We start from the raw sequence: 22,388 nt of genomic DNA on the forward strand, positions 1-22,388 counted from the left end.
CGGCCACATGCTGATGCAGGAGTCGAACAGCGATGCGGTGCTCAACCTTGTAACGGAGTGGCTCGGTCCAAATGTACGCCCGCGGCGGTGAGGATGGTGCAGCTGATCGCGACCCGGGCGCCGGTCATCTCTGATGGCCCGAGTACAGCAGGAGCCGTTGCTCAGCAAGTTCCTGCAGCAGGAATCGCCAGAGATGCCCGTCGTTGAATGCGTCACCCAGGTCGGGCAGGTCGGCGAGATCGTCGTCGTCGATCGGCATAGGCTCGGCCCCTGCCTGCAGAACGGCGAGGTGCACGCGAGCCAGGCTGTCGACATTGATCGCGCGGATGACGGCCTGCGGGACGCTCTCGCCGACGGCGGTGAGGCCGTGACCGCGCAGGATGCCGACGGGCCGCGTGCCGAAATCGTCCGCCATGGCCGTCGCGCGTGCGTGGTTGCGGATCAGCGCAGACGAGGAATGCGCGGGGATGCCGCCGCGCGCCATCCGCATAGCGGGGATGTTGAAGGCACCGACAATCGGTAGCAACGTCCGTCCGGTCAGCGAGAACGCGACGACAGCCGGCGGATGCGCGTGGACGACGGATCGAGCCGCAGGATTGCGGCGCAGCAGCTCAAGATGCAGAGACAGCTCGTTCGGCGCCCGGTACCCGCCGGCGAGCTCGAACGATCCCTCAAGGGGCACGGCGAGGATGTCGTCGGCGGTGGTGAACCGCAGCCCTCGCTCCTGCGGTCCGCGGGCTCGGATGAGGACGGTGTCGTCGTCGACCCGCAGGCTGACGTGCCCGAGGATGTCGTCCACGAGCCCCCGGACCGCGAGCACGCGGCAAGCATTGGCGACGAGCATGCGTTCGTCGACTCCTTGACACCATCAGCGATCATCTGACCGCCGCGCTCGACCGTGCCATCCCGGTCGAGGCCATCACCTCATCGAGAATCCGCCCCCGGTCGGTCTTGGACGCTTTCGCGTATGCGGTACGGAGTTTGTTCGTGACGTGCCTTCTCGCGGCCATCGGAATCTTGCCTTCCACACAGGCAAGCTTCGCGCTCAAACTATGTGAGGCACCGGCCACCCCCACACGCTCAAAGAAGCTGAGGCACGTCGCGCCGTAGACACCGAGGCCGGATCGGCGGAAACTAGTAGTAGATGGAGGTGGCTACCGTGGGTGAAGTGACGAAGAAGGCGAGCAGCTTGCAGCGTCGGATCGCGGCTGGCAAGGCCGAGCCGATCAGCGATCGCGAGCGGGCGCAGCTCCAAGAACTTCGACAGGTGTACGTACGTCGGTTCGGCAAAGAGCCGGACGCGCGACCTGTCGCCAAGACCGCCTGACACCCCCCGCGTCAGAGCGCACGAGAGAGGGACCGACCCACCGGGCCGGTCCCTCTCTCGTTGTCGCGCTCAGCCGAGGTTGATCGTCATGCTGCCAATCTCGGTCTGGCCGAGGTCGGTCGACGCGACGAGCTTCACGGGCGTCGTTGTGTCGGTCAGCTCGTACGCCACCGCGTTTGAGACGGTGCCGCCCTCCTTAATGTTCTCCAACTGCGAGTCCAGGAACTGGTCATCGGGCAGGGCTCCGACATTGAGTTCGTTCTCGGCGTTCGGGTCGTTGTCCTGGAAAGCGTTGAAGTAGAAGATGAAGTCGTTCGGGGTGACGTCGCGGTCGGCACCATTGTTCGTGATGTCGTACCAGAACGCGATGACCGGTACGTCGCCGTACTCGTTGCCAGGCTCGCCAACTTGGATCGTCTTCGTGTCCGTGATGGTGATCGTCACGTCCTCGGTCGTGAGCACAGAATCTTCGAAGGTCGCCTCGGCCGGCGCATTCTCGATAGGAGCGCTGTCGACGGTGACAGTCTCGTCGGGTGCGGGCGAATTGGCTGCGGGGCTCGCGCATCCTGTGAAGGCGAGCACGGCGATGCCGAGCGAGGCGACGAGCGTCGTGGTTTTGGTAGTGCGGTGCATGGTTTCCCCCAGGAAGGTGGCAGTGACAGATGGTGCGCGTCCACACTATCCGCGCGGAAGAGGCCGATTTGGTGTTAGCTCGGCGCCGCCCAGCTCGATACGGGTCTACCGGAGGTCGGGATACAACCCGTCTGGCGGGGCCGTGTACGGCAGCTCTGCGCCCTTCTCGTTGACGTTCTCGCGGTTCTTCCCCTCGCCGGCAGCGGCGAACGGCCCGGACGGGTCGAGCAGCACGCTCATGTGGTGCTCGGCGTGGTCGCGATACCAAACGCTCATGCCCGTTGTCGGGTCCAGGCGAAGGTGCTCCCAGGCCCGCCACAGCGCGTCAAGACGGATCGTCGCCTCCGGGTAGTTCCACCAGTCGGCCGCCCACACGGTGCGCTGGCCGTCGACGCGACGACGGTAGTTCTTCACCAGGTACTCGCGCACGAACTCGTCGACCGAGCCGTAGTACAGCGTCGGCTCCTCGTCGGCCGGCTCCTCGTCGAGCGCATCCATCGCCGCGGTGACAGCGCGACGGGCGGCCGTGGCCGCCTGCGCTTGCAGCTCCTCGATCACCGAGGGGTCCAGGGCCTCGTCGACTTCGGCCTGCACAGCGTCTTTCACCGCGCCCGTGATGGCCTTCTGCACCACGGCGCGAATCGCCGGGGCGGCGAGAGCGTTCGCGACGTCGGCAATGTCGACGCCGAACAGTCGGCCGGGCTCCCGTTCGGGCAGCTCCGCGCCGGGCTCGTCTCGCTCGTCCAGCTCGAACGGCTGCGCCTCGATGCCGGGCTCCTCGTGCCCCCAGTCGTCGCTCATCAGGCCGCGCCCTTCTCGCTGTTCGCGATCGCAACCTCACGCACGGACTCCTGCGCCTCGATGATCGTCCGAGACGCCTGCGGGTCGTGAGCTGCGATCGACGCCTTGACCTTCTCCGCATGCGGGCCGGTCATCCACGGCTGCGTACGGATGAGCGTCGGGCGATTCCCGGAGGAGAGCACCACGGCGCGACCCTTCGGCATCGCGGCGAGGTCGGCCACGTCCAGAATGCGCTCACGGTGAAGCTGCTGATTCACGCTGCGGCCACCGCGGCCGGAGGACACCGACGACGCCTGACGGTCGTAGTCACCGATCAGCTTCGACAGGCTTTCCAGGAACGCATCTTCGGAGACGCCACCGCCGTAGACCTTGACGTTCGAGGCGCTCCACAGCTTCCGCATCCCCGACTCGCCCCACACGTCGACACCCTGCGACCACGACTGCAGGATGGTCATCAGCACGATCCCGCGCGAACCGTAGTGGCTGTAGAGGTTCGGCAGCTCACGCCACCGGCACACGTTCGCGGCCTCGTCGAGCACCCCGAGCAGGGGCACCGACAGGCGGCCACCGGCAGAGCCGGCGGCCAGCTCCTCCGCGGCCTCCACCACGGCGACCGTGAGCGCCGTGACGAGCGGGCCGGCGGTCCCGCGACCCTCCTTGGAGAGCGAGTACAGGGTGCCACCGTCGCGCACGAACGCGGCCGGGTCGAACTGCGGGCGCAGATCGGGGTTGCCCTGCGGGTTCACCCACGCGGCCACCTGGCGGTTGGTGAGGCACGACGCCATCTGCTGCGCCGTGCCGTAGATGCCGCCGCGCTGCTTCTCCGGGGCGGTGATGACACCGCGCACCTGGTCGGCCGTGAGGTCGTAGCCGTGACGCCGGAGAATGTCGATCGGCTCCTCCTCCGTCGGGCGGGTGAGCCAGGTGTAGACGTCGGTGATCGGCCGCACGTCGAGCGCGGCCGCGAGCAGGAGCCCCGCGAGGAGATCCTGCCCCGCGGGGTCGAAGTAGGCATCGGTCTTGGCTCCCGGATCGCGTGAGCCCGAGGCGAAGTGATCGGCCAGCTTGGCCGCGCGAACCTCGTCGGTGACGTAGCTGAGCGGGTTCCACCACCACGTAGGGTTCTCGAGCGCGATCCCCTGCGGATCGAACACCCAGACCGGGCCGGCCTCCGCGCGCACGTCGCGTGTCGCGTCGACGACGTCGCGCTTGTTCGAGGTCACGAGAACGCCCCCAGGAGCGTCCAGGATCGCCGGGACGGCCCGAGAGGTCGTCTTACCCGTGCGAGGCCCCCAGATGTCGATGTGCATGTCCTCCCACGTGCCGTAGAGCGGCATCTGACCGAGGGTCTTGCCGATCGGCACGCCGAGAGAGCCGGTGACGCCGAGCCGGGTCGCCTGCGCCTGCGCGTTGCGCTTGCTCAGCCCCTCGACGTCCTTCCCTCGACCCATGTAGGTGCTGGCCCGGTCGACGCGGGTCCGGCCCTTCCGGTAGCGCACGACGCCGACGATCGCCAGCACCACGAGGGCGAGGACGATCGCCAGGAGCACCGCGACGATCCAGGTCGCGGATGCCGGCCACGGCACCCGACCGAGGATCACGCCGAGGGTGAACGCGAACGGGTCGCTCGGCAGCTCGACGCCGGTTCCGTCGAGCTGGTGCCCGAGGCGCACCGCCACGTTCAGAACGACGATCGCGGCCACGACGCCACCGATCCCCACCAGGAGCATCAGCGTCTCCGCGCCGAAGCCGCCGGGGTCGCGGCGGCGGTTGTTCGGAGTGCTCATGACACCCTCTCCTCGTGCTCCTCGACCAGCTCCTCCACCGCACGCAGCGCACGGCGGCCCGTGCGGGACTGTTCGTACCACCGCTGATTGGTGTCGCGGATCGAGCGCTCAGCCTCCGTCAGCCGAACCTCCACCGGGATACCCGGCCGAGTGCCGACCTTGACGAGGAACTTCCCACGCCCCGGAGGGTCGACCTCGCGACCCGACGCCGCATCCCACGCGGGCGGGTCCTGCCAGCCCGTCAGTAGCTCTTGCTCGGCCTCCGAGAACGGGATGACCGTCGTCAGCTCCGGCATTTCGGTGTACGGCAGACCGGCGCACATGACCATGCCGGCGCGCTCCACGAAGCCCTTCGCCTTCAAGCGGTCCTCCTCCGGGAGGGCGCTCAGGTCGGCCATCGTGTGCGAAATCATCGCCGTGCCGACGCCTACCTGACGGTTCAGGCGGGTGAGGAAGTCGACGCGATCGACGATGCCGTTCCCGGCGCGCAGCGCACGCCACAGCTCGTCCATGATGACGAAATAGTGCCGGCGCGGTTCCAACTCGGCATCCGCGAGAACGTTCGCGATGTTCACCGTCGCGAAGCCATTCGACCAGCAGGCGAGCAGGGTCGCCGCGCGCAGATCGCCCTCAGCCTCACCGATGGCCGAAATGTCGTAGACCACCGGGCGGTCGAGCCGCATCGGGTTCGTCGTGTGCTTGGAGAACATTTCGCCCAAGCGCCCACCGCGGGAGAGACTGATGAGCGACGCTTCCAGCCCGCGCGTGATCCGCTGATACTCCGCGAAGTCGCCGCGGTCGACGGCCACCTGACGCAGCTCCTCCGGCCCCTCCTGCACCACGCGCAGCAGATCGCCCAGAACGGGGATGCCCTCGAAGTGCCGGTCGAGGTAGCGCAGCGCCTGGTCGACGATCGACTCCTCGACGTCGCTCGGCGCGGACTTACGGAGGATCGTCAGCAGGGACGACACCATAGCCAGACGGCGGCCGTGAGCGTCCTCCAAGACCTCGCCGGCCTCCTTCTCGAATCCGGCGTCGACGAGCCGCTGAGCGGCCTCCTTCGCCTCGCCGGGGTCGAGGACGTTCAGATACCCCCGGCCGCGACCGAGCGTGATGACCTGACCGCCGAGCGCACGAATGACCTCCACGTAGTCAGGGCGCAGATCGCCCAACACGAGAGGCTGCACGCCGTAACCGGCGAGGCCGATCGCCATGCGGGCGACGGCCGTCGACTTCCCGAGGCCCGGCTTGCCGAGCACGAACAGCGACGGGTTGCTGATGAGCTTCGCGCGCTGGAACCACGAAATCGGGTCGCAGCACAGCGTCGCCCCGGTGTGAATGTGGCGGCCCAGCGGGACGCCCACCATCGGAGTGCCGGCACCGATCGAGTACGGCCACAGGCCGCACACCTGAACGGTCGTGCCCCGCCACTCAGCGGGCGGTTGCAGATAGTTCGACATACCGCCGCCGGGGCCGCTCCACCCGCGAGAGGTGAGCGCCCCGGCCGACGTCGACGAACCCGCATCCGTGTTCTTCCGCCCCGTGCGCACGAACAGCAGCGCACCCACGATCACGAGCACAACGAGCCCGCCGAGGACGGCGAGGGCAATCTGATCCGGGGTCACGATGCACGCTCCTGACGGTGCTCGACGCGCCGGCGGGCGAAGGCCGGCGGCGGCTGAATCACGAGCCGCTTGACGCCCGCGCCGCGGCCGAGGCCAGGACGACCGAGCACGAACGGATGGAGGACGGGAATCCGCTGGGTCATCACACACGCTCCCTCAGCGCCGCAGGAACGGCAACGTGCTTGGTCAGCACGAGGCCCAGCGGCAGCGCCGCGGCGAAAGCACTGTCCTGTGATCCATACACGGGACGCAGACGCAGCCGCGCGGTCGCGCCGAGGTTGTCGACCGCGGCGCGAGCGTCAGCCTCCTTGGCCGGGTCGAGCACCGTCGCGGTCACGAGGATGCCGAAGTTCACCAGGCCCGCGCCCGATGCCTCCTCCGATTCCGTCGCCTGAGCCGACCGCAGCGCGAGCGAGTCACGCGCCGCCGGCTTCCGCGTCGACGTCGCCTTGAACTCCGCAGCTCGCACGTCCGACTGCACGAGCGTTGCCGCCCGTGCCGGGTCGATCGGCTTGTAGAGCAGCGTCACACGCTTGCGCGCAATGTCACGGTGCGGAGCCAGCAGCCGGGCGAGCACGCCCGACTGCACGAGCCCACGGGGAGCCTGAGTCATCGCCCACGTCACCGACTTGGCCGAGTCATGCCGATAGCTGTCCCATCCGGCCTGCGCGGCCGTCGGGCCGACGTCGCCCCACCGCAGATCGGGCACTTCCCCGTCCGCGTGCGCGTCGTCGATGAGCGTTGCCGCGGCCGGGTCGTAGGCGACCCGGATCGTCTCGCACAGCTCTTGCGCCGACAGGGGGTGCGCCGCGCCGGCGCCCGTGGCCTGCAAGCTCGCCGTGAGACCGGGCAGGCGAGCTGCGAGCTCGCGCGCCATTTCGTCCGGCTGGCGCGGCTTAGCGCCCTTCCGGGGCGCGGCCGCGAACGTCAGCGTGACGTACGCCTTCACCGTCGACGAGCCGGCGGGGTAGCTCAGCACAACCTCACCCAGCATCGCCTTCGCAAAGTCCGGGCCGTCAGGGTCGGTGTTCGTCTCGACCTCACGGCGCAGCCGACGACCCGAATCGGGAGCCGTCTCGATCGTGACCGCGGCCGCTTCCATGTTCGGCTCATCACCGAGGTTGCGCAGCCAGTGTCCCCAGTCGGCCACCCACAGGTCGACTTGCTCCTGGTCGACGAGGGCGGCCCCGTCAGGCTCGGTGCCGATCACGATCGAGTACGTCTTAGCGTGCGGCGAGTAGATCATCGCGAACGGCCGCGCGTACGAGTCCTCGTGCTCGGAGAGCCGAGTCTGCGCCCCGAGGCCCGGAAGCTGATTCGTGCCCCAGTCGGAGCGCCCCAGCGGTCCGGAGCGGTAGACGTTCGCGCGTCGACGCTTCGTCGACGACCACGCGACCCGGTTCGCGGTGCGCGAGAGCACGCTACGACCGTCCCCGTCGCGAATGGTCAGCAGCAGGATCAGACCGCCGAACACCGCGGCGGTCACGAACGCCTGAATGATGCCGGTCGTCATCAGCACAACGATCACGATCAGCAACGCAACGAACATCAGCCCCGTGCCGACCGTGCCGAGGCCGAGAAGGCCGGGCGAGGTCGGCTGCCGCCAGTTCCCGTAGGTGCGCACGCCCCTACGGCTTGTCTCTACGGTCGCCATCAGCTCCCGCTCCCTTCACCTGTCGCTTGGTCACCAAGGTTGCGAGCGGCACCCGTGGCCGCCTGCCCTGCCTGCTTGGCCGCACCGAGCGCAACGCCCGCGGCCATACCGATCGGGCCGCCAGCCGCGCCGGCCGCGGCACCCGCCGCCGCTCCACCACCGGCAGCGGCTCCACCGGCCGCAGCGCCACCCGCGGCCGCGCCTCCACCAGCCGACGCCGCAGCAGCGCCCGTGCCACCACCGGCCGCACCGGAGGATGCGGCCGCACCTGTAGTGCCGCCGCCACCCGCAGCGCTCGACGCCTGCGCAGCTTGCGGCGCAGACTGGCCCCCGCCGTTCGCTCCCGACGGCCCAGCGGAGCCCGTCGACCCCTGCGAGCCGGCCGAGCCCGAGCCGCCCGAGGAACCGCCACCGGAACCGGTCGCCAGGCGACCCATCGAGGCAGCGCCCGTGGGGAGCGCAGCGAGAGCGGCGACGCCGAGCGCCCCGCCGGCACCGGCCGACATGGCCCCAACCAGCGGGGTGACGAACCGCATCAGGGCGGGCATCGCGAACAGCGCGAGAACCATCAGGATCAGGCCTGTGAGAACGGCGATGAAGCCCGTTCCGTCGTCCTGGAACACGTTCGTTCCCGCGAGCTGGAACGCCGCGGCGTAGACGATGGCAGCGGCCGGCTTGTAGAGGATGAACGCCACGAGCCACCCGACGTTCTTCTTGAACCAGCCCTTACCCATTTCGGTGTTGGTGGCCGCCGCGGACAGCGGGAGGATGCCCGTCAGGATGACGAGCATGCCGCCGCGTGCGATCATCAGCACGATTTGGAAGGCCGTCGCGAGGATCGCGATCAGCCCCAGGATGATGATGAGCAGAGCGCCGAGCCCGCCCGTCGCCGGGTTCGTCGTCAACGCGAGCAGGGTCGCGATGTTGTTCCCGAAGCACGCCGTATCCGTCCCAACGTCGCAGTTCAGCGCCCCGTTGAGAATCCACACGGAGAACGAGTCGAACGCCGACACGAGCAGCCCGACAATCGTCACGCCGGCACCCGCCACGACGATCAGAGTCAGCAGACTCTTGACCGTCTCCTTGCCCGGCTCCGCGCGCTGCTCCCACGCCATCCGAACGCCGCCGATGATGACAGACACGACCGCGGCCGCGCCCATGTACCACCACAGCGACGACTGCAGAAACAGCACGGCACCGCCCGCGCCCTGCGGGCCGTTCGGGAGCAGGCCAGACACCAGCGCCGTCGCGCCGCTGATGAGGAAGATCGCGCCGAGCACGATCCCGAGCCGGCCGGCGGCCTGGAAGCCCTCACCGTTGCGCATGCGCGTAGCGATGAGAGCGCCGAGGAGGATGATCGAGATGGCCGCGAGCACGATTGCAATCCAGGTCACCCAGCCGAGCACCTGAATGATGCCGTCAGAGTTCGGAGCGGTTGCACCCGCCGCGATCGACGAGCCTCCGCCCGTCCCGGTCAGGTTCGGCGTGCCGACGTTCACCCAGAGCGTGCCGAGCGAGGCGACAGCCTTTCCGAACGCTTCCATGACTGCATCCGCCATGTTCTGGATGGCATCACCGACAACACTGTTTGCCCACTCGCCGGCTTTGCAGCCAAAGTCGAGCGGCGCGCATTCACTCGCGGCCATGTTCTACCCCTCCGTCCAGCTCACGTAACCCGAGAGGTCCGGCAGCTCAGCGAGGCGTGCAGGCTCAGGGTTCGAGGCGTCGAGCTTCCAGTCGCCGTCCGCCCAGACGAGTTCGAGCACGGCAGAGCCGTTGACGCTCTGGCCGTTGCTGCTACCGCGGAACGCGATGTCGACGCGAGCGGACTCGCCGTCGTACGCGAGCATGCGGAAACCGGCGATAGACGCCCGCACGTCGGACGGTGCAGCCGCTCCCTGGGCGCTGAGCAAGGTTTCACGGTACGGGCCATCCGTCAGGGCGTACTCGAGGAATGCTTGTCGCTGCTCGGCGGGTCCGAAGCCGATGATCGTCACGTTCGCGGCTGCGAACAGCGCGCCCTCAGGCGAGTGCTGGAAGCAGTACGGGTAACCCTCCGGGGCCGTCTCCCCCGGCCCCGCCGCAGGAGAGGTCGGGAAGGCGTAGACGTCCTGGAACTGCCATTCCGCGGCGGGAGCAGTGGTCACCGTCCCGGACAGCTCCTCGCCGGCCAGGCCACAAATGCTCGCGCCGCCCGCGACCCCGGAAGGCTCCGGGGAAGGGGCGGCGCTGCTTGTGGCACTGGACGACGGGTCAGGAGCCGGCGGCGCGGCATCGTCGTCCCGGTTCAGGTTGAGAACCGTCAGAACGATGGCCGCCACGATGAGCGCGGCCACCACGACCGCCCCGACGATGAAGCCGGGGCGGGTGAACGGGTTCTGCTGCGTGTCGTCGTCCTCAGCCATGACGGCTCCTCTCAGGCCCCGGCGAGGATGCCGATCAGAGCGGCACCACCACCGATCACGATCGCTCCGGCCATCGGCCAAAGGATCTTCGGCAGAGCATCGTGACCCTCACCGCGGCGGAAGCTGACGGCGATGAGGATGCCGCCGACGATGATCGCGCCGCCAACGACGACGTAGCCGATCCACTTCAGCCACGCGAGGATCGTCGTGACGCCCTCGGTGCCCGGAGGCTGTACGGGGTCCGGGTCAGGGATGACGCCGGCGAGATTCACGGCGGTGTCGGCCGCCGCGTGGAACACGTCGATAACGGACATGCTGTTGCCTTTCAGTTCGAGGTGCCGGCGGCACCGAGGATTGCGGTCAGCTCGTCGACGAGACGCTGAGCTTCGCGCGGAGAAGATGAGAGAGCCGGCGGCTCCCCCACACGCCATGCATCGACCCACGGCACCGACCAGGTGCGCGGGACACCCCCGCTGACGACCTGCATCAGGTCGCGCAACGAGCGAGGCAGTCGACCTGGCGCGTCAGCCATGACGACCAGGCCCAAGACTTCAACCGACGGGACGAGCCCGGCCGCCCACTGGCGCATCGCGGCCTGCGCTGCGCGCAACCCACGGGCGTCCGACCGCGCGACGAGAACCGTCCGTGCGGGCGTCGCTGACGCGGTACGCGGCCACGAGTGGCCCGCCGCCTGCGACCCCGGCATGAGCGACGCGAGCGTCGACTCTCCCGCGCCGCCGTGTGCACCGACCCACCACAGCGCAGCCGTGGTCTGGCGGTCGTAGATCGGCAGCTGGTCGACGCGATCCGGGGCGGGTATTCCCCGCTGCGGAGCCACCGGGCCGAACGTCTCTGGCACTGCCGCGATCGGAGCCGCCTCGATAGGCGGCGTCGTCGGCCGAGAAAGCCACGGGTTGAGCGGGTCGCTCATCTTGCCCCCAATACAGTCGTAGACGACTCTTGTTAGTCACACCCTACGCTAGGCAGGAAGAACTAGGAAGACCCGACGTTCTGTTACGTTCCCTGTCTTTTTGCGAAGTATGCCTGTACCCTGAGACAGGTGGAAAGGATGGTCGCTGTGGCGGGAGACGCGCTCGATCAACTATTCGAGCAAGACCCACCGACGCTCGGGCCTGCTGAGGTTGCAGAGCGTCTTAATACGACGACGCGCACGGTCTACACGTGGCTGCGCGAAGGGATCATCCCTGGCTACAAGGTCGGCACGAGCTGGTTCATCATCCGCGACGAGTTGAAAGAAGCCCTAAGAAGCGGGGCGAACACTCGGCGCGGAACCGGCCCAGTCGTGGTGATTGAACAGGGAGAAGCAGAAGGGGACTGACATGCGGAAGATCGGGACGGCACTGCTTGTCGTCGTGGCGGCGGTAGCTCTGACCGCCTGCACCGGCCAGAACAACGCGCCCACCCCCACCCCCAGCGCCAGCAGCACCGGACCGATCTATCCCGACCTCGACCAGTTCACCCCCGCTCCCGAAGGCCTCATCGACGAGGACAGCGGAGAGACACACGGCCCCCGGCCCGTGCCCACGTGGGATGACGAATCGCGCGAGAGCGCCACGGCGGCCGCGGTCGCCGTGATGACCGCCTACGCGCGGCCCGATCTTCCGTTCGAGCAGTGGTGGGCCGGCTTGCAGCCCCTCCTCGACAACAAGGCCACGCAGGACTACGCCTACATGGACCCGGCGCGCATCGTCGCGACGAGCGTCACCGGTCCCGCCGTCATCACCGACGAGACGAGCGCTTACGTCGCTTTCGTCGACGTCCCCACCAACGCCGGAACCTACGGCGTCGTGCTCAGCCGTGCCGACGCCGACTCCCCGTGGCTCGCGGGGCGCTTCATCCTCCCCGAAGGGGTGAACTGATGGCAGCGCCCAAGGGCAGCGCCGCCTACGCGATCGCGGCGGTGCCGCTCCTCATCGTCGGCTCCCTGTTCGGGCTCCTCCTCATGGGCGACGACGAGTGCGGCCCGAGCGCCGGCAACGGCGGATCGAGCGTCTCGATCGACCCCGCATCCGTCCCCGAGACGGAGATTGCCGGATACGGCCACGAGCAGCTCGTGAACGCCGCATATGTCATGCAGGCCGGCAAAGACCTCGGCCTGAACGCCCGCGATCAGACCATCGGCGTCATGACCGCGATGGGCGAATCCAGCCTGCGAAACATCGACTACGGCGACTGGGAAACCGGCGGGGTCACCAACCCCGACGGCACCCGCACGACGTCGATCGGGCTGTTCCAGCAGCAGGACGGATGGGGCACCCGCGAGGAGCGCCTGGACCCCTACATCTCGTCGACGAAGTTCTTCAACGCGATGACCACGAAGGTTCCCGACCGCGAGTCGCTGGAACCCACAATCGTCGCCCACCGCACTCAGGTGAACGCCGACCCGTACCACTACACGAAGTTCTGGGACGGCGCGGTGCAGATCGTCGAGGGCCTGAGCGGTGTCCGCACCGGCCTGGACTCCGGTGACGGCAGCGCCAGCGGCGGCACATGCGCGGGCCTGCTTCCCGGCGAGGTCAGCCCCCTGGGATGGGCCTCCCCCGGCGCCGGTCCCGTCACCAGCCCCTACGGCATCCGCATTCACCCGATCTACGGCACGCAGCGACTCCACGCCGGCACCGACCTTGCCGGCGGCGGCTGCGACGGCCCGATCTGGGCCGCACAGGACGGCGTAGTGACGTTCCGCGGCTTCGACGACTCCGGCAACGGCACAATCTCGATCGACCACGGCGGCGGGGTCACCACCCGCTACCTGCACATGTACGACTCCGGGATGCTCGTGCAGACCGGCGACAAGGTGACGGCCGGCCAGCAGATCGCTCGCGTCGGCAGCAGCGGTGAATCCACCGGATGCCACCTGCACTTTGAAGTGCGCGTCAACGGCGAGAACGTCGACCCCGCGCCCTTCATGGCAGAGGTCGGCATCCAGCTCGGACAGTAGATCAGGAGACGACCATGAGCAGCATCGAAGTACCCACGTTCCCCAAGATCGAGGCGCGCACGTTCGCGAACGGATCGGGAGAGGTCACGATCAACGGCACGTCGCACCCGATCGAGACGACCACTCTCGAGGATGCTCGCGGCGCGATCCTCGCTCGCGTGGCTGATACGGCCACGAAGATGCAGCGCCCCGTGCGCGTCACCACCAGCGGCCCCGACGGTGAATGGCCGCTCATCGTCCACCCCGACGGCAGCGTGCAGCCCGACGAGAGCCTGCCCGCACGGCCCGCGCCGATCGAGGACGCCGCGCCCGTTGTCGAGTCGACGCCCGCGCCGATCGACGAGGTTCCTGCACCCGCCCCCACGCCGGAGGTTCCGGCGTTCGCGCCCGCGCCCGACGTCCCGGCCGCAGCGCCGGCCTCCACTCCCGACGGCAACGCATGGGTGGGCCAGGCTCCCGCCCCGGCCACCGAATACGCGAGCCGACGCGAGGCCCGACAGTCGTTCCTCACGCACGAGCAGATGGAGGAACCGGCAACCCAGGGATGGCGCGGAGCGTTCACCCGCGCCGGCATCCGCATGAGCCCCAGCGAATCCGAGCGCGCCGAGCGCTCCGACGTCCTCGCCGTCTCGCAGCACTGGCCCGGCCCCCGCACGATCGCCGTCGTGAACGGCAAGGGAGGCGCGGGCAAGACCCCGACCACCGTCCTCCTCGCGGCCGTGTTCGCCCGCCACGGCGGCGCAGGCGTCCTCACGTGGGACAACAACCAGACCCGCGGCACGCTCGGCTGGCGCACCGAGCAGGGACCGCACGAGGCGACCCTGCTTGACCTCCTCCCCCAGGTCGACCGGCTCCTGAGCACCGGAGCGCAGTCAGCGGACCTGGCACACTACGTGCACCACCAGACCCGCGACCGCTTCGACGTGCTGCGCAGCAAGCCGATGGCCCTCGCGCACGAGCAGCGCGTCGAACCCAGCGACGTCGACGCGATCCACGCCGTCGCCGCGAAGTACTACCGGCTGATCTTCATCGACTCCGGCAACGACGAGTCCGACCCGATGTGGCTGCGCATGATCGACCACGCCGACCAGCTCGTGGTCGCCACGACCACCCGCGATGACCACGCCGAAGCCGGCGCGCTCCTCCTCGAAGCCCTCGCAGAGCGCGACGCCGGTTCGGCCGAGCTGGCGCGGGATGCCGTCGTGATCGTCAACCAGGCCGACCCGAAGTCCACCGCCGCCGACCTGGCGCGCGTGGCCGACGGCTACCGGTCCCTCGCCCGCGAGGCCGTCACGGTCCCCCACGACCCGGCGATGGTCGACGGAGTGCTGCGCTTCGGCTCCCTGCGCCCCCAGACGCAGCGTGCGTGGCTCGCAGCGGGCGCGGCGGTCGCCCGCGGGCTATGAACGCCACACAGCCGCTCACAGGGCTGCATCGCGTCCCTGAGTGGCCCCGTCTCGCCGCCACCGTCACACACGACGGCACAGGCACCCTCACGATCAACGGCGTCAGCCGCGCGTGCGCGGCCGAGTCCGTCGCAGCTCTGCGCACCGGCATGATCGCGCGCGCCGTGGCCATCGGCACGCAGCTACGACGCCCGATCCGCCTCGATGTGACCGAGGACGGCCGCACCCACGCCCTCGCCGTGCGCCCCGAGGGCTACGTGCAGCTCATCGGCGCCCACGGCACCATTCCCGCCCCCGACGGCCTCAGCATCGACGAGGGACGCTGCCGCGTCTGCCGCCGGCTACAGCCGGTGACCTCCGCGACGTGCGTCCAGTGCGGCGTCGACGAACCGCTGCGCGTCGAGGTCGCTCCCCCGGCCGAGCCGAACACCGTCGCACCCCTCGCGGCCGCCCCGGTCACCCGGCCGAGCACCGTTGAGCTCGACGAGCTCGACGAGCTGCACGACGTCGAGCACACACGCATCAGCCGCCGCGCAACGGCCCCCGCAGCGCCTCCCGCGCCCGTCCTGCACCTGGCGTTCAACACCCAGCGCAGCGTCGACGTCGGCGCGCACGTCGTCATCGGCCGCAACCCCGAGCCCGTTGACGGACGCGAAGCGCTCACCGTCGTCACGCCCGGACGGATGCTCTCGCGCACCCACGCGACGATCGACGTCGACGACGCCGGTCGCATCGTCGTGACCGACCTCGATTCCGCGAACGGCATCGAACTACAGTCGGCCCCGCCGCACTGGCTCACCCCCGGCGAACCGACCGTGATCCCCGATGGCGCAACGATCCTTCTGGGCGACGTCTACTGCACCGTCGCACGGTCACAGTGACCTACGCCCGCCGCCGTCGGCGCGTCGCCGCAGTGTTTATGCATAATCCCGGCACGATGGCCCTTATGAGCGACTACGGCCGACGCGCGCGACGTCCCAACGACGCGCCGACGGTCCTGCTACAGGGCCGTGTATCCCCCACCGCACGCGACGACGTGCGCGAAGCAGCCGAGGCATCCGGCGTCACCATGTCGTACTACCTCGATGCGCTCATTACGAAGCTCGTCAGCGAAAACGGCGGAATGCCGCTCGTTGACCCTCCCGCGCGGGACCGCGCGAACCAGCTCGATATCCCCGGGGAGGCCGCGACCAGAGCCGCATAACAAGCAAGCCCCCGCCTCTACGAGACGGGGGCCAGAGCTAAGTGCCTGATCTTCTGAGTTTGGCGACCGGTAGATCAAGGCAATCCCATGAACCGGCTGACAGGGCCGGGGCCTTGTCATGTCCTAGATCTAGGAAGTTGGTGCCATCATAGCGCGCCCGGATGCAAAGCGATATCGCAATCGCGACGGCGAGTCGTGGGCGCTCACCGTTGCGGTGAGCCCTCGCCCCCGCGTGCGCGTGGCCGTCGTCGACGCCTACGGGACGATCGCGAACGAGTACCGCGATCGCGCGATCGGCGCCGCTGCGCCTGAGCGCCCGTGGGCGGTCTACCTCGCCGGCCCCGATCAGCGGTTCCGCCTCCTCGCGTTCGACCTCGACGCCCACGGCGACCCCGCGGCCGCAGCTCGCGACGCCGACGTGCTCTCCGGCCTCCTCTCCGACGTCGGCCTGCCGCACGTGCTCTGCGAGTCCGGACCGACCGGCGGCCGCCACCTATGGGTCGGCCTGGCCGAGTCCGTCGACGCCGAAACCGTCGCCACCCTCGCTCGTCTCGCGCGGCACGTGTGCCCCACCCTTGACCTCTCCCCGCTCACCAACCCCGTGACGGGCTGTGTGCGGCCCCCAGGAGCGCCCCACCGTGCCGGCGGGCACTCCACCGTCCTCCGCGGCGACCTCGACGCGCTCAGCGCGCCCACGGCCACCGCCGCACAGGTGCGCGCGCTCGTGAGCCTCCTCGCCGGCCTCGTCGACGACACCGAGCCCGCTCGCACCAGCGACCCGCACGCGCCCCTCCCGCTGGACGCCCACGGCCGTCTGCACCTGGTCGGCCCGCGCCGCCAGCTCCCCGCCGTCAGCGCCGCAGCGCTGCACGAGACGCCCGCAGACGCCTCAGCGACGCTCTGGCGCGTCCTGATCGGCGCAGCGGCCGCCAGGTGGCGGCACGCCGACGTCGCCGCCCTCGTCGACACCGAGCCCGGCCTAGAGCACGTCCGCAGCCGCGTCACCACCCGCGGCCGCGTGAACCGCCCCCGCGGCGAACAGCGCCGCGTCCTCGCCCGCCAGTGGGACAAGGCCGTGCGCTACGTCGCGGCCAGTGACCGGCAGATCGGGGACGATCCCACGTTCGACCGTCGCGCCGACGCGATCGCCGCGCACGTGCGCGGCGTCCAGCAGCGCGCCGACGCCGCAGCCGGCCGCTGGGCCCGCGGAGGCGGCCCCGCCGATCGCCGCATCCTCGACGTGCTGTGCGCTCTCGCCCTGCACGCCCTCAGCGGCTCTCTGGAAGCCGATACCCGCCGCCTGGCCCTACTGGCCGGCGTCGGCCGCGAGACGGCCAGGACGGCGCTGCTGCGCCTCGCAGAGGACGGATGGATCGCACAGACCGCGACCGCGGACGGACCCCGCGCCGCTCACTGGACGATCGACCCTCAGAGCACTCTCCACAGCAACTCGGACCATGCCCGGTCACAAGCGGACCCGCGCCCCCCTGGGGCCGGGGCCGCTGAGAGAACCACGACGCTCGCAACGCTCCGCGCTCGGATCACGGATGCCGCACACGACCTGTTCACCGCTATCCGCCCCGGCCTCGGGCATCTAGCAGGGAACCTCTACGCGCGCATGGACACCACAGCTCGCCCCCTCGACGAACTCTCCCCCCTCATCGGCGCCGACCCGCTACGCACCCGTCGACTGCTGGACCGCCTCACCTACGCCGGCATCGTCGAGCGCGCCCGTGACGGCTGGCACCGCGTCGACGCGGTGCCTCTCGACCTGGCCGCCGAGCGCGCCGGAGTCGCCGGGCGACTTGACGCCCGCGCTACCCGCTACCGCGTCGAGCGCGAGGCGTGGGCGTGGTGGAAGGCCGAGGAGGCGTGGATGCACGCACCCCGTCGACCCGACGCGAAACGTCGACCGAGCCGGGGGCAACTCTCCCTCGTCCCCGACGACGGCACCCACGCCTACGGCCCACACCCGCGCCGACCCGATGGCCGGCTGGACTATGCCGCAGCTCGTCGCATCATCGTCGAGGAGCGCGAGGGAACGGCCGTGCGGCCGTACGACCGCAACGCCGAGGGAGATCTTCGCTCGAGAACCCTCGTCGACGCCGCCGACGTCGAAGCAGTCGACGAGGAATGGATCGATCCGGGCTACTGCGCACACGGGATGACGATCGGCGTCAGGTGCCGGTACTGCGACGGCCCCGCCACCAAGCCGATCGAGACACCGCGGCGGCGAGTCGCCTAGTGACGATCCGCTGCGCGGAGGCGAGCCCACGGGCTCGCTGATCGAGCCGGCGATGCCGGCGCTGTCGGGGCCTTCGGCCCGTTCTTTTGCCGTGAAGCCTTCGGCAGCATACGGTCGGCCAACCTCCATGCAAGCGGCTGCGCCGCCGGCTCCTCCGAGACTTTCGGCACGCGGTCGCTGCGCTCCCTCACATCGCGCCGAAACTCTCTCCCCCACCGCCCTCCGGGTTGCACTCCGGCCGTCCTCCCTAGCGGCGGTAAACCGCCTTCACGGCAAAAAAACGTGGGGGTGAGACAGACGCAAATAGTACTAATCCCGTTAGGTGGAGGTTCCGAACATGGCACGCACAGTCAAGAACACCAAGAGCCCCGAGGAGCGTCGCGCCGAGGCCGAGGCCCTGCAAGCGACGATCGCGGAACAGGTCGAGGCGCTGCGCGAGTCCGAGACGTGGGCGCGGTTCCTGACCTTCGCGCAGTCGTTCCACCGCTACAGCCTGGGGAACCTGCTGCTGATCTTCGCCCAGTGCCCCGAGGCGTCCCACGTCGCCGGTTACCGGACGTGGCAGAAGCTCAACCGCCAGGTGCGCAAGGGCGAGCGCGGAATCCGCATCTTCGGCGGCCGCGACGTGCGCGAGACGGTCGAGAACGAGCAGACCGGCGAGGAGGAGGAACAGCGCCGAGTGCGATTCTTCCCGGTGTCCGTGTTCGACATAGGACAGACCGACCTCATCGACGAGGAAGCGGGCGACCCGGCCGACATTGCGCGCCAGCTCACCGGAGACGACCCCGCGGGCATCTTCGACGCCGTGACCGACTACCTCACCGGCAAGGGCTGGACCGTCGAGCGCGAGCAGATCGCCGGAGGCGCGAACGGATACACCACCACCGACGGCACGCAGCGCGTCGTGATCGACGCGGACCTCTCCCCCGCTCAGGCAGCCAAGACCGCCCTTCACGAGGCCGCCCACGTCATCCTGCACGCCGAGGAAGATCACGCCGAGTACGTCGAGCACCGCGGGATCAAGGAAACCGAGGCCGAGAGCGTCGCCTACATCGTCGCCGGGATTCTCGGCCTGGACACCAGCGCCTACAGCGTCGGCTACGTCGCCGGGTGGAGCAAGTGCGAGGCCGAGACGATCAAGGCCACCGCGGCAAACGTGCTGCGCACCGCGCACGCCCTGGCCGACGCGATCACCGAGCCCGCCCTCGAGCCCGTCACCGCGTAACCCCAATAGTACTAATCCCGTTAGGAGAACGTCATGCACGGAGAGCCGACCCTGTTCGATATGGCCGAGTTCGAGCGCGAGGCCGTGGCCGCGACGCCCTGGGAAGGCGTTCCCCTGCGGTACGTCACCGACTACCACCACCCCGACGACCTCGCGGCCGCGTTCGAGCGGTGGACCGGGGAACACGGGAACTTCGGATGCCTGATGCGCTCGCACATGTGGCACCGCGCATACTTCGGTCGACAGGACGTCGCCGCCAGCGACGAGGCCCACGAGCTGCACATGCTCAACGCCGACACAGGGTGCGACCTCGCAGAGCACGACCACAGCGCCGACCCGCTCCCCGGCGGGCTGATGTACCAGGCGAACTGCGCGCCCTGCCGCTGGCACGTCATCACCGAGCACGAAAACGAGGCCGTAGAAGCCTGGCACGACCACGCGATGCCCGGCTGGCGAGCCCTGCCGATCCTGCCGACCACCCTCAGCACCACCGACGAGAAGAAGGCCCGCGCCGCTGCGGCCAAGTGGTGCGCCGAGAACTACCCCGCCGAATGGCAGCGCCCCGGCGCACCCGTCATCACTCGACGCGGCCCGCACGGCGGCCGCCACGTCGGCGGCCGCTCCCCCTTCGGTGGCTACGACCTCGCCGCCCCCAACGACTGACCCGAATAGTACTAATCCCGTTAGGAGAACCCCATGCACACCCTGACCCCGAACGACGTCGCCGCGCTGCTGGACGACCTCGCGCAACTCCTCCCCTTCCCGACGACGATCTACACCGACATGGGCGCCGAAGGCTGGACCCCGCAGCTGTACTTCGGCCCCGTCGACCCCGCGTCCGAGCTTCCCGAGCACCGCGCCGGAATCGACGCGGACACCGTGCGCCCGGTGTGGTGGATCGACCTCGACGGCGGAACCCGAACGATCCTCCTCGACGAAGTGACCCCCGACGACGTGTGCAAGGTTGCCGCCCGCATCGCAGCCACCTACGATCAACACCGCCAGTGAGGGAGGTTCCGACATGACCCGCAGGAGAGACGAGGCCCGTCGCGCCCTCGCAGAGCACCAGTACGAGTACCGGCGGCAGCTCGTGGCAGAAGAGAAGGCGCGCACCGCGCTATGGATCGCCATCGGCGCGGCCGGATCGGTCGCCGCCTTCGGAATCATCTGGATACAGCTCGTCGTCAGGTAGACGCGACAAGCGGCCGACACCGGACGGAGCCGGCGCCGGCTAACGGACGGCCGGACGGAGCCGGCCGACTGCCAGGGCCTATCGGCCCGTTCTTTTGCCGTGAAGCCTTCGGCAGCATACGGTCGGCCAACCTGCGCGCCAGTGCTTTCGCGGCATATCCTCCCTCGCTTCGCTCAGTCCGGTATTCCACGGTCACTGGCACTCCGGCCGGCTCTCCCTAGCGGCGACAAGTCGCCTTCACGGCAAAAAAACGAGTGGGGTGGGAGGATCACGAAATGGAAGCGCTGACCGTCTACACAACCGGTCCCCAGTGTGGGAAGTGCCGGATGACGAAGATGATGCTGGACAGCAAGGGCATCCCCTACAACGAAGTCGACATCACCGAGCACCCCGACGCGCGCGAGTACGTCACCGAGGAGCTGGGCTACACCGTGGCCCCCGTCGTCGTCGTCGACGATGACGATCACTGGTGCGACCTCCGACCCGACCACATCGAGCGGGTAGCTGCTCACTTTGCCGCCTGACACCCGTAGCAAATAACTCTATTACCGCTTATACTGGTAATACCTACCCAAGGAGGAACCATGAACGCTCGCAAGCTGACCCCGTATGACCGAGGCACCCGCCTAGAGCCGCAGCTCTGGCCGCTCGGGGGTGACCCCGACAGCTACGGCCGGGTCGACTTCGACAACGACGAATCGGCAACCGTGCTGACGGCCTACGTCGAGCGGGAGGGCGACGGCTACGCCATGCACGTGCAGGGAATGGCCGAACCGCTGAGCCTTGTCGTCGACGGCGGCGGGCGCGTGGTCCCCGTCGACCGCGAGCTGTGCGCAGGGATCGACGAGCTGCTGGACATGGCACGCCGAGGCCGCGAGGACTTCGAGCACCAGGCGAGCTACGGCGACTACACCGCCGAGGATCGCGCGGCCGCCGATCGCCGTTGGCTGCTGGCCCAGAAGGTGGCCGAGCTGCTGCGCGGAGAAGCCGAAAAGGCTTGACGTTAATAGAGTCATTTACTACAATAGAGTTATTACCAAGGAGGACAGCATGACCACTCAGACCATCACCATCACCGTCACCCGGCTTGCCGATCTGCGATTTGGTGACCGGATCAAGAGCTGGGACGGCCGCCCCTACAACCCGCCCCGCCGGGTCGTCTCCGAGCTGGGGACAATCACCGCCGGTTCGCCCGTGCAGGGCGTCCGCTTGCAGAACCCCGACCCCACGAGCCCTATCGAGCTGGTGCTGTACCCGTCGCAGATGGACGGCCGCAGATTGGAGGTTGAGCGCGAGACATTCGATCCGGCATAATAACACTATTAGCGGCAACACCTGTAATACCGACCGAAGGAGAAGAACTCATGAGCTACATCACCCGCACCGGCAACCTGGCCGCGACGCCCACCCTCCGCGAGGGGGATAACGGCCCGTACACCTACGCCCGTGTCCTCGTCAGCGACCGCATCCGCCAGGAGGACAACAGCTACACCGACGGCCCCACCGTCGCCTACGACGTCGCCGTGAGTGGAAACCAGGCCCTGAATCTCGTCGAGGTCGCGGAGCAGTCGGGCAACGTCCGCGTGACGTTCTCGGGCCGCTACCGCGTCACCGAGTACAAGGGCGAGCAGGGCACCCGCTTGCAGCACGAGGTCCGAGCCGATGAGGTCGCGGTCAGTCTGCGCGGGCAGAGCGTCCGCGTCGTCGGCAAGCCCGCCGCCGACCAGGGCGACGACACCCCGTTCTGACCGACTGGGGGAGGGGCGGCCGCAGGGCTGCCCCTCCCCGTCGTGACGTCGAGAGAGAGGCACGCGAGCATGACCAAGACCGAATTCTGCCTGTGGGGCATCGCCGCGATTCTGGGCGTGTGCGCCGCGATCCTGTGGCTCGTGCAGCCGACCACGATCCCCGACGACTTCTGG

General features: G+C 69.0%; 27 protein-coding genes. 16 read left to right on the top strand and 11 right to left on the bottom strand.

The window, feature by feature from the left end; genetic code table 11:
- Positions 1-124: 124 nt before the first annotated feature.
- Positions 125-844: a class II aldolase/adducin family protein gene (locus tag ACQVDU_RS14975; RefSeq protein ID WP_443477543.1), complete on the bottom strand. Its 720-nt coding sequence runs from the start codon at positions 842-844 to the stop codon at positions 125-127.
- 306 nt (positions 845-1,150) lie between these two features.
- Here ACQVDU_RS14975 and ACQVDU_RS14980 point away from each other — a divergent pair, with 306 nt between their 5' ends.
- Positions 1,151-1,327 carry a hypothetical protein gene (locus tag ACQVDU_RS14980; RefSeq protein WP_443477544.1) on the top strand — a complete coding sequence of 59 codons (177 nt, stop codon included), beginning with the start codon at positions 1,151-1,153 and terminating at the stop codon, positions 1,325-1,327.
- 69 nt (positions 1,328-1,396) lie between these two features.
- Here ACQVDU_RS14980 and ACQVDU_RS14985 read toward each other — a convergent pair whose 3' ends face one another.
- From ACQVDU_RS14985 to ACQVDU_RS15030, 10 genes are all read right to left on the bottom strand, one after another.
- Positions 1,397-1,960 carry a DUF5067 domain-containing protein gene (locus ACQVDU_RS14985; protein ID WP_443477545.1) on the bottom strand — a complete coding sequence of 188 codons (564 nt, stop codon included), beginning with the start codon at positions 1,958-1,960 and terminating at the stop codon, positions 1,397-1,399.
- A gap of 105 nt (positions 1,961-2,065) precedes the next feature.
- Positions 2,066-2,761: a DUF4913 domain-containing protein gene (locus ACQVDU_RS14990; protein WP_443477546.1), complete on the bottom strand. Its 696-nt coding sequence runs from the start codon at positions 2,759-2,761 to the stop codon at positions 2,066-2,068.
- Positions 2,761-4,548, bottom strand: a complete 1,788-nt coding sequence (locus ACQVDU_RS14995) for a TraM recognition domain-containing protein (protein WP_443477547.1) — start codon at positions 4,546-4,548, stop codon at positions 2,761-2,763. Before ACQVDU_RS14995 ends, ACQVDU_RS14990 begins: the two co-directional genes overlap by 1 nt.
- A complete protein-coding gene (locus ACQVDU_RS15000; RefSeq protein ID WP_443477548.1) occupies positions 4,545-6,173 on the bottom strand; it encodes an ATP/GTP-binding protein in 1,629 nt (542 codons plus the stop codon). Before ACQVDU_RS15000 ends, ACQVDU_RS14995 begins: the two co-directional genes overlap by 4 nt.
- Positions 6,170-6,316 (bottom strand): hypothetical protein, encoded by a 147-nt coding sequence (locus ACQVDU_RS15005; RefSeq protein ID WP_443477549.1) that lies wholly within the window; start codon positions 6,314-6,316, stop codon positions 6,170-6,172. The genes ACQVDU_RS15000 and ACQVDU_RS15005 overlap by 4 nt, the downstream gene beginning before the upstream one ends.
- On the bottom strand, positions 6,316-7,827 hold the full coding sequence (locus tag ACQVDU_RS15010) for an SCO6880 family protein (RefSeq protein ID WP_443477550.1): 1,512 nt from the start codon (positions 7,825-7,827) through the stop codon (positions 6,316-6,318). Before ACQVDU_RS15010 ends, ACQVDU_RS15005 begins: the two co-directional genes overlap by 1 nt.
- Positions 7,827-9,473 carry a hypothetical protein gene (locus ACQVDU_RS15015; protein ID WP_443477551.1) on the bottom strand — a complete coding sequence of 549 codons (1,647 nt, stop codon included), beginning with the start codon at positions 9,471-9,473 and terminating at the stop codon, positions 7,827-7,829. Before ACQVDU_RS15015 ends, ACQVDU_RS15010 begins: the two co-directional genes overlap by 1 nt.
- Before the next feature lie 3 nt (positions 9,474-9,476).
- Positions 9,477-10,232: a hypothetical protein gene (locus ACQVDU_RS15020; RefSeq protein ID WP_443477552.1), complete on the bottom strand. Its 756-nt coding sequence runs from the start codon at positions 10,230-10,232 to the stop codon at positions 9,477-9,479.
- 11 nt (positions 10,233-10,243) lie between these two features.
- Positions 10,244-10,546 carry a hypothetical protein gene (locus tag ACQVDU_RS15025; RefSeq protein WP_099195354.1) on the bottom strand — a complete coding sequence of 101 codons (303 nt, stop codon included), beginning with the start codon at positions 10,544-10,546 and terminating at the stop codon, positions 10,244-10,246.
- A gap of 11 nt (positions 10,547-10,557) precedes the next feature.
- Positions 10,558-11,163, bottom strand: a complete 606-nt coding sequence (locus ACQVDU_RS15030) for a DUF6668 family protein (protein WP_443477553.1) — start codon at positions 11,161-11,163, stop codon at positions 10,558-10,560.
- 147 nt (positions 11,164-11,310) lie between these two features.
- Between ACQVDU_RS15030 and ACQVDU_RS15035 the strand changes: the two genes are divergently transcribed.
- The 15 genes from ACQVDU_RS15035 (at position 11,311) to ACQVDU_RS15105 (ending at position 22,214) form a co-directional block, all read left to right on the top strand.
- Positions 11,311-11,571: a helix-turn-helix domain-containing protein gene (locus ACQVDU_RS15035; protein WP_443477554.1), complete on the top strand. Its 261-nt coding sequence runs from the start codon at positions 11,311-11,313 to the stop codon at positions 11,569-11,571.
- A gap of 1 nt (position 11,572) precedes the next feature.
- A complete protein-coding gene (locus tag ACQVDU_RS15040) occupies positions 11,573-12,112 on the top strand; it encodes a hypothetical protein (protein WP_443477555.1) in 540 nt (179 codons plus the stop codon).
- A complete protein-coding gene (locus tag ACQVDU_RS15045) occupies positions 12,112-13,194 on the top strand; it encodes a M23 family metallopeptidase (RefSeq protein WP_443477556.1) in 1,083 nt (360 codons plus the stop codon). The genes ACQVDU_RS15040 and ACQVDU_RS15045 overlap by 1 nt, the downstream gene beginning before the upstream one ends.
- A gap of 14 nt (positions 13,195-13,208) precedes the next feature.
- Positions 13,209-14,600 (top strand): AAA family ATPase, encoded by a 1,392-nt coding sequence (locus ACQVDU_RS15050; protein ID WP_443477557.1) that lies wholly within the window; start codon positions 13,209-13,211, stop codon positions 14,598-14,600.
- Positions 14,597-15,481 (top strand): FHA domain-containing protein, encoded by an 885-nt coding sequence (locus ACQVDU_RS15055; RefSeq protein ID WP_443477558.1) that lies wholly within the window; start codon positions 14,597-14,599, stop codon positions 15,479-15,481. The genes ACQVDU_RS15050 and ACQVDU_RS15055 overlap by 4 nt, the downstream gene beginning before the upstream one ends.
- Before the next feature lie 65 nt (positions 15,482-15,546).
- Positions 15,547-15,804 (top strand): hypothetical protein, encoded by a 258-nt coding sequence (locus ACQVDU_RS15060; protein ID WP_183420901.1) that lies wholly within the window; start codon positions 15,547-15,549, stop codon positions 15,802-15,804.
- Between the two features lie 214 nt (positions 15,805-16,018).
- Positions 16,019-18,049, top strand: coding sequence for a hypothetical protein (locus tag ACQVDU_RS15065; RefSeq protein WP_443477559.1), 2,031 nt, complete (start codon positions 16,019-16,021; stop codon positions 18,047-18,049).
- Between the two features lie 337 nt (positions 18,050-18,386).
- Positions 18,387-19,274 (top strand): ArdC-like ssDNA-binding domain-containing protein, encoded by an 888-nt coding sequence (locus ACQVDU_RS15070; RefSeq protein ID WP_443477560.1) that lies wholly within the window; start codon positions 18,387-18,389, stop codon positions 19,272-19,274.
- 33 nt (positions 19,275-19,307) lie between these two features.
- On the top strand, positions 19,308-19,937 hold the full coding sequence (locus ACQVDU_RS15075; protein ID WP_443477561.1) for a DUF6349 family protein: 630 nt from the start codon (positions 19,308-19,310) through the stop codon (positions 19,935-19,937).
- A gap of 33 nt (positions 19,938-19,970) precedes the next feature.
- On the top strand, positions 19,971-20,282 hold the full coding sequence (locus tag ACQVDU_RS15080; protein ID WP_443477562.1) for a hypothetical protein: 312 nt from the start codon (positions 19,971-19,973) through the stop codon (positions 20,280-20,282).
- Positions 20,283-20,295: 13 nt separating this feature from the next.
- On the top strand, positions 20,296-20,466 hold the full coding sequence (locus ACQVDU_RS15085; protein ID WP_443477563.1) for a hypothetical protein: 171 nt from the start codon (positions 20,296-20,298) through the stop codon (positions 20,464-20,466).
- Between the two features lie 275 nt (positions 20,467-20,741).
- Positions 20,742-20,990, top strand: a complete 249-nt coding sequence (locus tag ACQVDU_RS15090) for a glutaredoxin domain-containing protein (RefSeq protein ID WP_443477564.1) — start codon at positions 20,742-20,744, stop codon at positions 20,988-20,990.
- Positions 20,991-21,050: 60 nt separating this feature from the next.
- Complete coding sequence (locus ACQVDU_RS15095) at positions 21,051-21,467, top strand: hypothetical protein (RefSeq protein ID WP_443477565.1); 417 nt, start codon at positions 21,051-21,053, stop codon at positions 21,465-21,467.
- 49 nt (positions 21,468-21,516) lie between these two features.
- The gene (locus tag ACQVDU_RS15100) at positions 21,517-21,780 is read left to right on the top strand and encodes a hypothetical protein (RefSeq protein WP_443477566.1); all 264 of its coding nucleotides are present in this window, start codon (positions 21,517-21,519) and stop codon (positions 21,778-21,780) included.
- A 50-nt stretch (positions 21,781-21,830) separates the two neighbouring features.
- Complete coding sequence (locus ACQVDU_RS15105) at positions 21,831-22,214, top strand: single-stranded DNA-binding protein (RefSeq protein ID WP_443477567.1); 384 nt, start codon at positions 21,831-21,833, stop codon at positions 22,212-22,214.
- Positions 22,215-22,388: the final 174 nt, after the last annotated feature.

The organism is Microbacterium sp. F2 (assembly GCF_052274505.1).
In the GTDB taxonomy this organism is placed as follows: Bacteria; Actinomycetota; Actinomycetes; order Actinomycetales; family Microbacteriaceae; genus Microbacterium.

Excerpts from the sequence above, each read along its gene's own strand:
- ACQVDU_RS14975 (WP_443477543.1), bottom strand. The coding sequence starts at position 844 with ATGCTCGTCGCCAATGCTTGCCGCGTGCTCGCGGTCCGGGGGCTCGTG.
- ACQVDU_RS14985 (WP_443477545.1), bottom strand. The coding sequence starts at position 1,960 with ATGCACCGCACTACCAAAACCACGACGCTCGTCGCCTCGCTCGGCATC.
- ACQVDU_RS14990 (WP_443477546.1), bottom strand. The coding sequence starts at position 2,761 with ATGAGCGACGACTGGGGGCACGAGGAGCCCGGCATCGAGGCGCAGCCG.
- ACQVDU_RS14995 (WP_443477547.1), bottom strand. The coding sequence starts at position 4,548 with ATGAGCACTCCGAACAACCGCCGCCGCGACCCCGGCGGCTTCGGCGCG.
- ACQVDU_RS15005 (WP_443477549.1), bottom strand. The coding sequence starts at position 6,316 with ATGACCCAGCGGATTCCCGTCCTCCATCCGTTCGTGCTCGGTCGTCCT.
- ACQVDU_RS15010 (WP_443477550.1), bottom strand. The coding sequence starts at position 7,827 with ATGGCGACCGTAGAGACAAGCCGTAGGGGCGTGCGCACCTACGGGAAC.
- ACQVDU_RS15015 (WP_443477551.1), bottom strand. The coding sequence starts at position 9,473 with ATGGCCGCGAGTGAATGCGCGCCGCTCGACTTTGGCTGCAAAGCCGGC.
- ACQVDU_RS15020 (WP_443477552.1), bottom strand. The coding sequence starts at position 10,232 with ATGGCTGAGGACGACGACACGCAGCAGAACCCGTTCACCCGCCCCGGC.
- ACQVDU_RS15025 (WP_099195354.1), bottom strand. The coding sequence starts at position 10,546 with ATGTCCGTTATCGACGTGTTCCACGCGGCGGCCGACACCGCCGTGAAT.
- ACQVDU_RS15030 (WP_443477553.1), bottom strand. The coding sequence starts at position 11,163 with ATGAGCGACCCGCTCAACCCGTGGCTTTCTCGGCCGACGACGCCGCCT.
- ACQVDU_RS15040 (WP_443477555.1), top strand. The coding sequence starts at position 11,573 with ATGCGGAAGATCGGGACGGCACTGCTTGTCGTCGTGGCGGCGGTAGCT.
- ACQVDU_RS15045 (WP_443477556.1), top strand. The coding sequence starts at position 12,112 with ATGGCAGCGCCCAAGGGCAGCGCCGCCTACGCGATCGCGGCGGTGCCG.
- ACQVDU_RS15050 (WP_443477557.1), top strand. The coding sequence starts at position 13,209 with ATGAGCAGCATCGAAGTACCCACGTTCCCCAAGATCGAGGCGCGCACG.
- ACQVDU_RS15055 (WP_443477558.1), top strand. The coding sequence starts at position 14,597 with ATGAACGCCACACAGCCGCTCACAGGGCTGCATCGCGTCCCTGAGTGG.
- ACQVDU_RS15060 (WP_183420901.1), top strand. The coding sequence starts at position 15,547 with ATGAGCGACTACGGCCGACGCGCGCGACGTCCCAACGACGCGCCGACG.
- ACQVDU_RS15070 (WP_443477560.1), top strand. The coding sequence starts at position 18,387 with ATGGCACGCACAGTCAAGAACACCAAGAGCCCCGAGGAGCGTCGCGCC.
- ACQVDU_RS15075 (WP_443477561.1), top strand. The coding sequence starts at position 19,308 with ATGCACGGAGAGCCGACCCTGTTCGATATGGCCGAGTTCGAGCGCGAG.
- ACQVDU_RS15080 (WP_443477562.1), top strand. The coding sequence starts at position 19,971 with ATGCACACCCTGACCCCGAACGACGTCGCCGCGCTGCTGGACGACCTC.
- ACQVDU_RS15085 (WP_443477563.1), top strand. The coding sequence starts at position 20,296 with ATGACCCGCAGGAGAGACGAGGCCCGTCGCGCCCTCGCAGAGCACCAG.
- ACQVDU_RS15090 (WP_443477564.1), top strand. The coding sequence starts at position 20,742 with ATGGAAGCGCTGACCGTCTACACAACCGGTCCCCAGTGTGGGAAGTGC.
- ACQVDU_RS15095 (WP_443477565.1), top strand. The coding sequence starts at position 21,051 with ATGAACGCTCGCAAGCTGACCCCGTATGACCGAGGCACCCGCCTAGAG.
- ACQVDU_RS15100 (WP_443477566.1), top strand. The coding sequence starts at position 21,517 with ATGACCACTCAGACCATCACCATCACCGTCACCCGGCTTGCCGATCTG.
- ACQVDU_RS15105 (WP_443477567.1), top strand. The coding sequence starts at position 21,831 with ATGAGCTACATCACCCGCACCGGCAACCTGGCCGCGACGCCCACCCTC.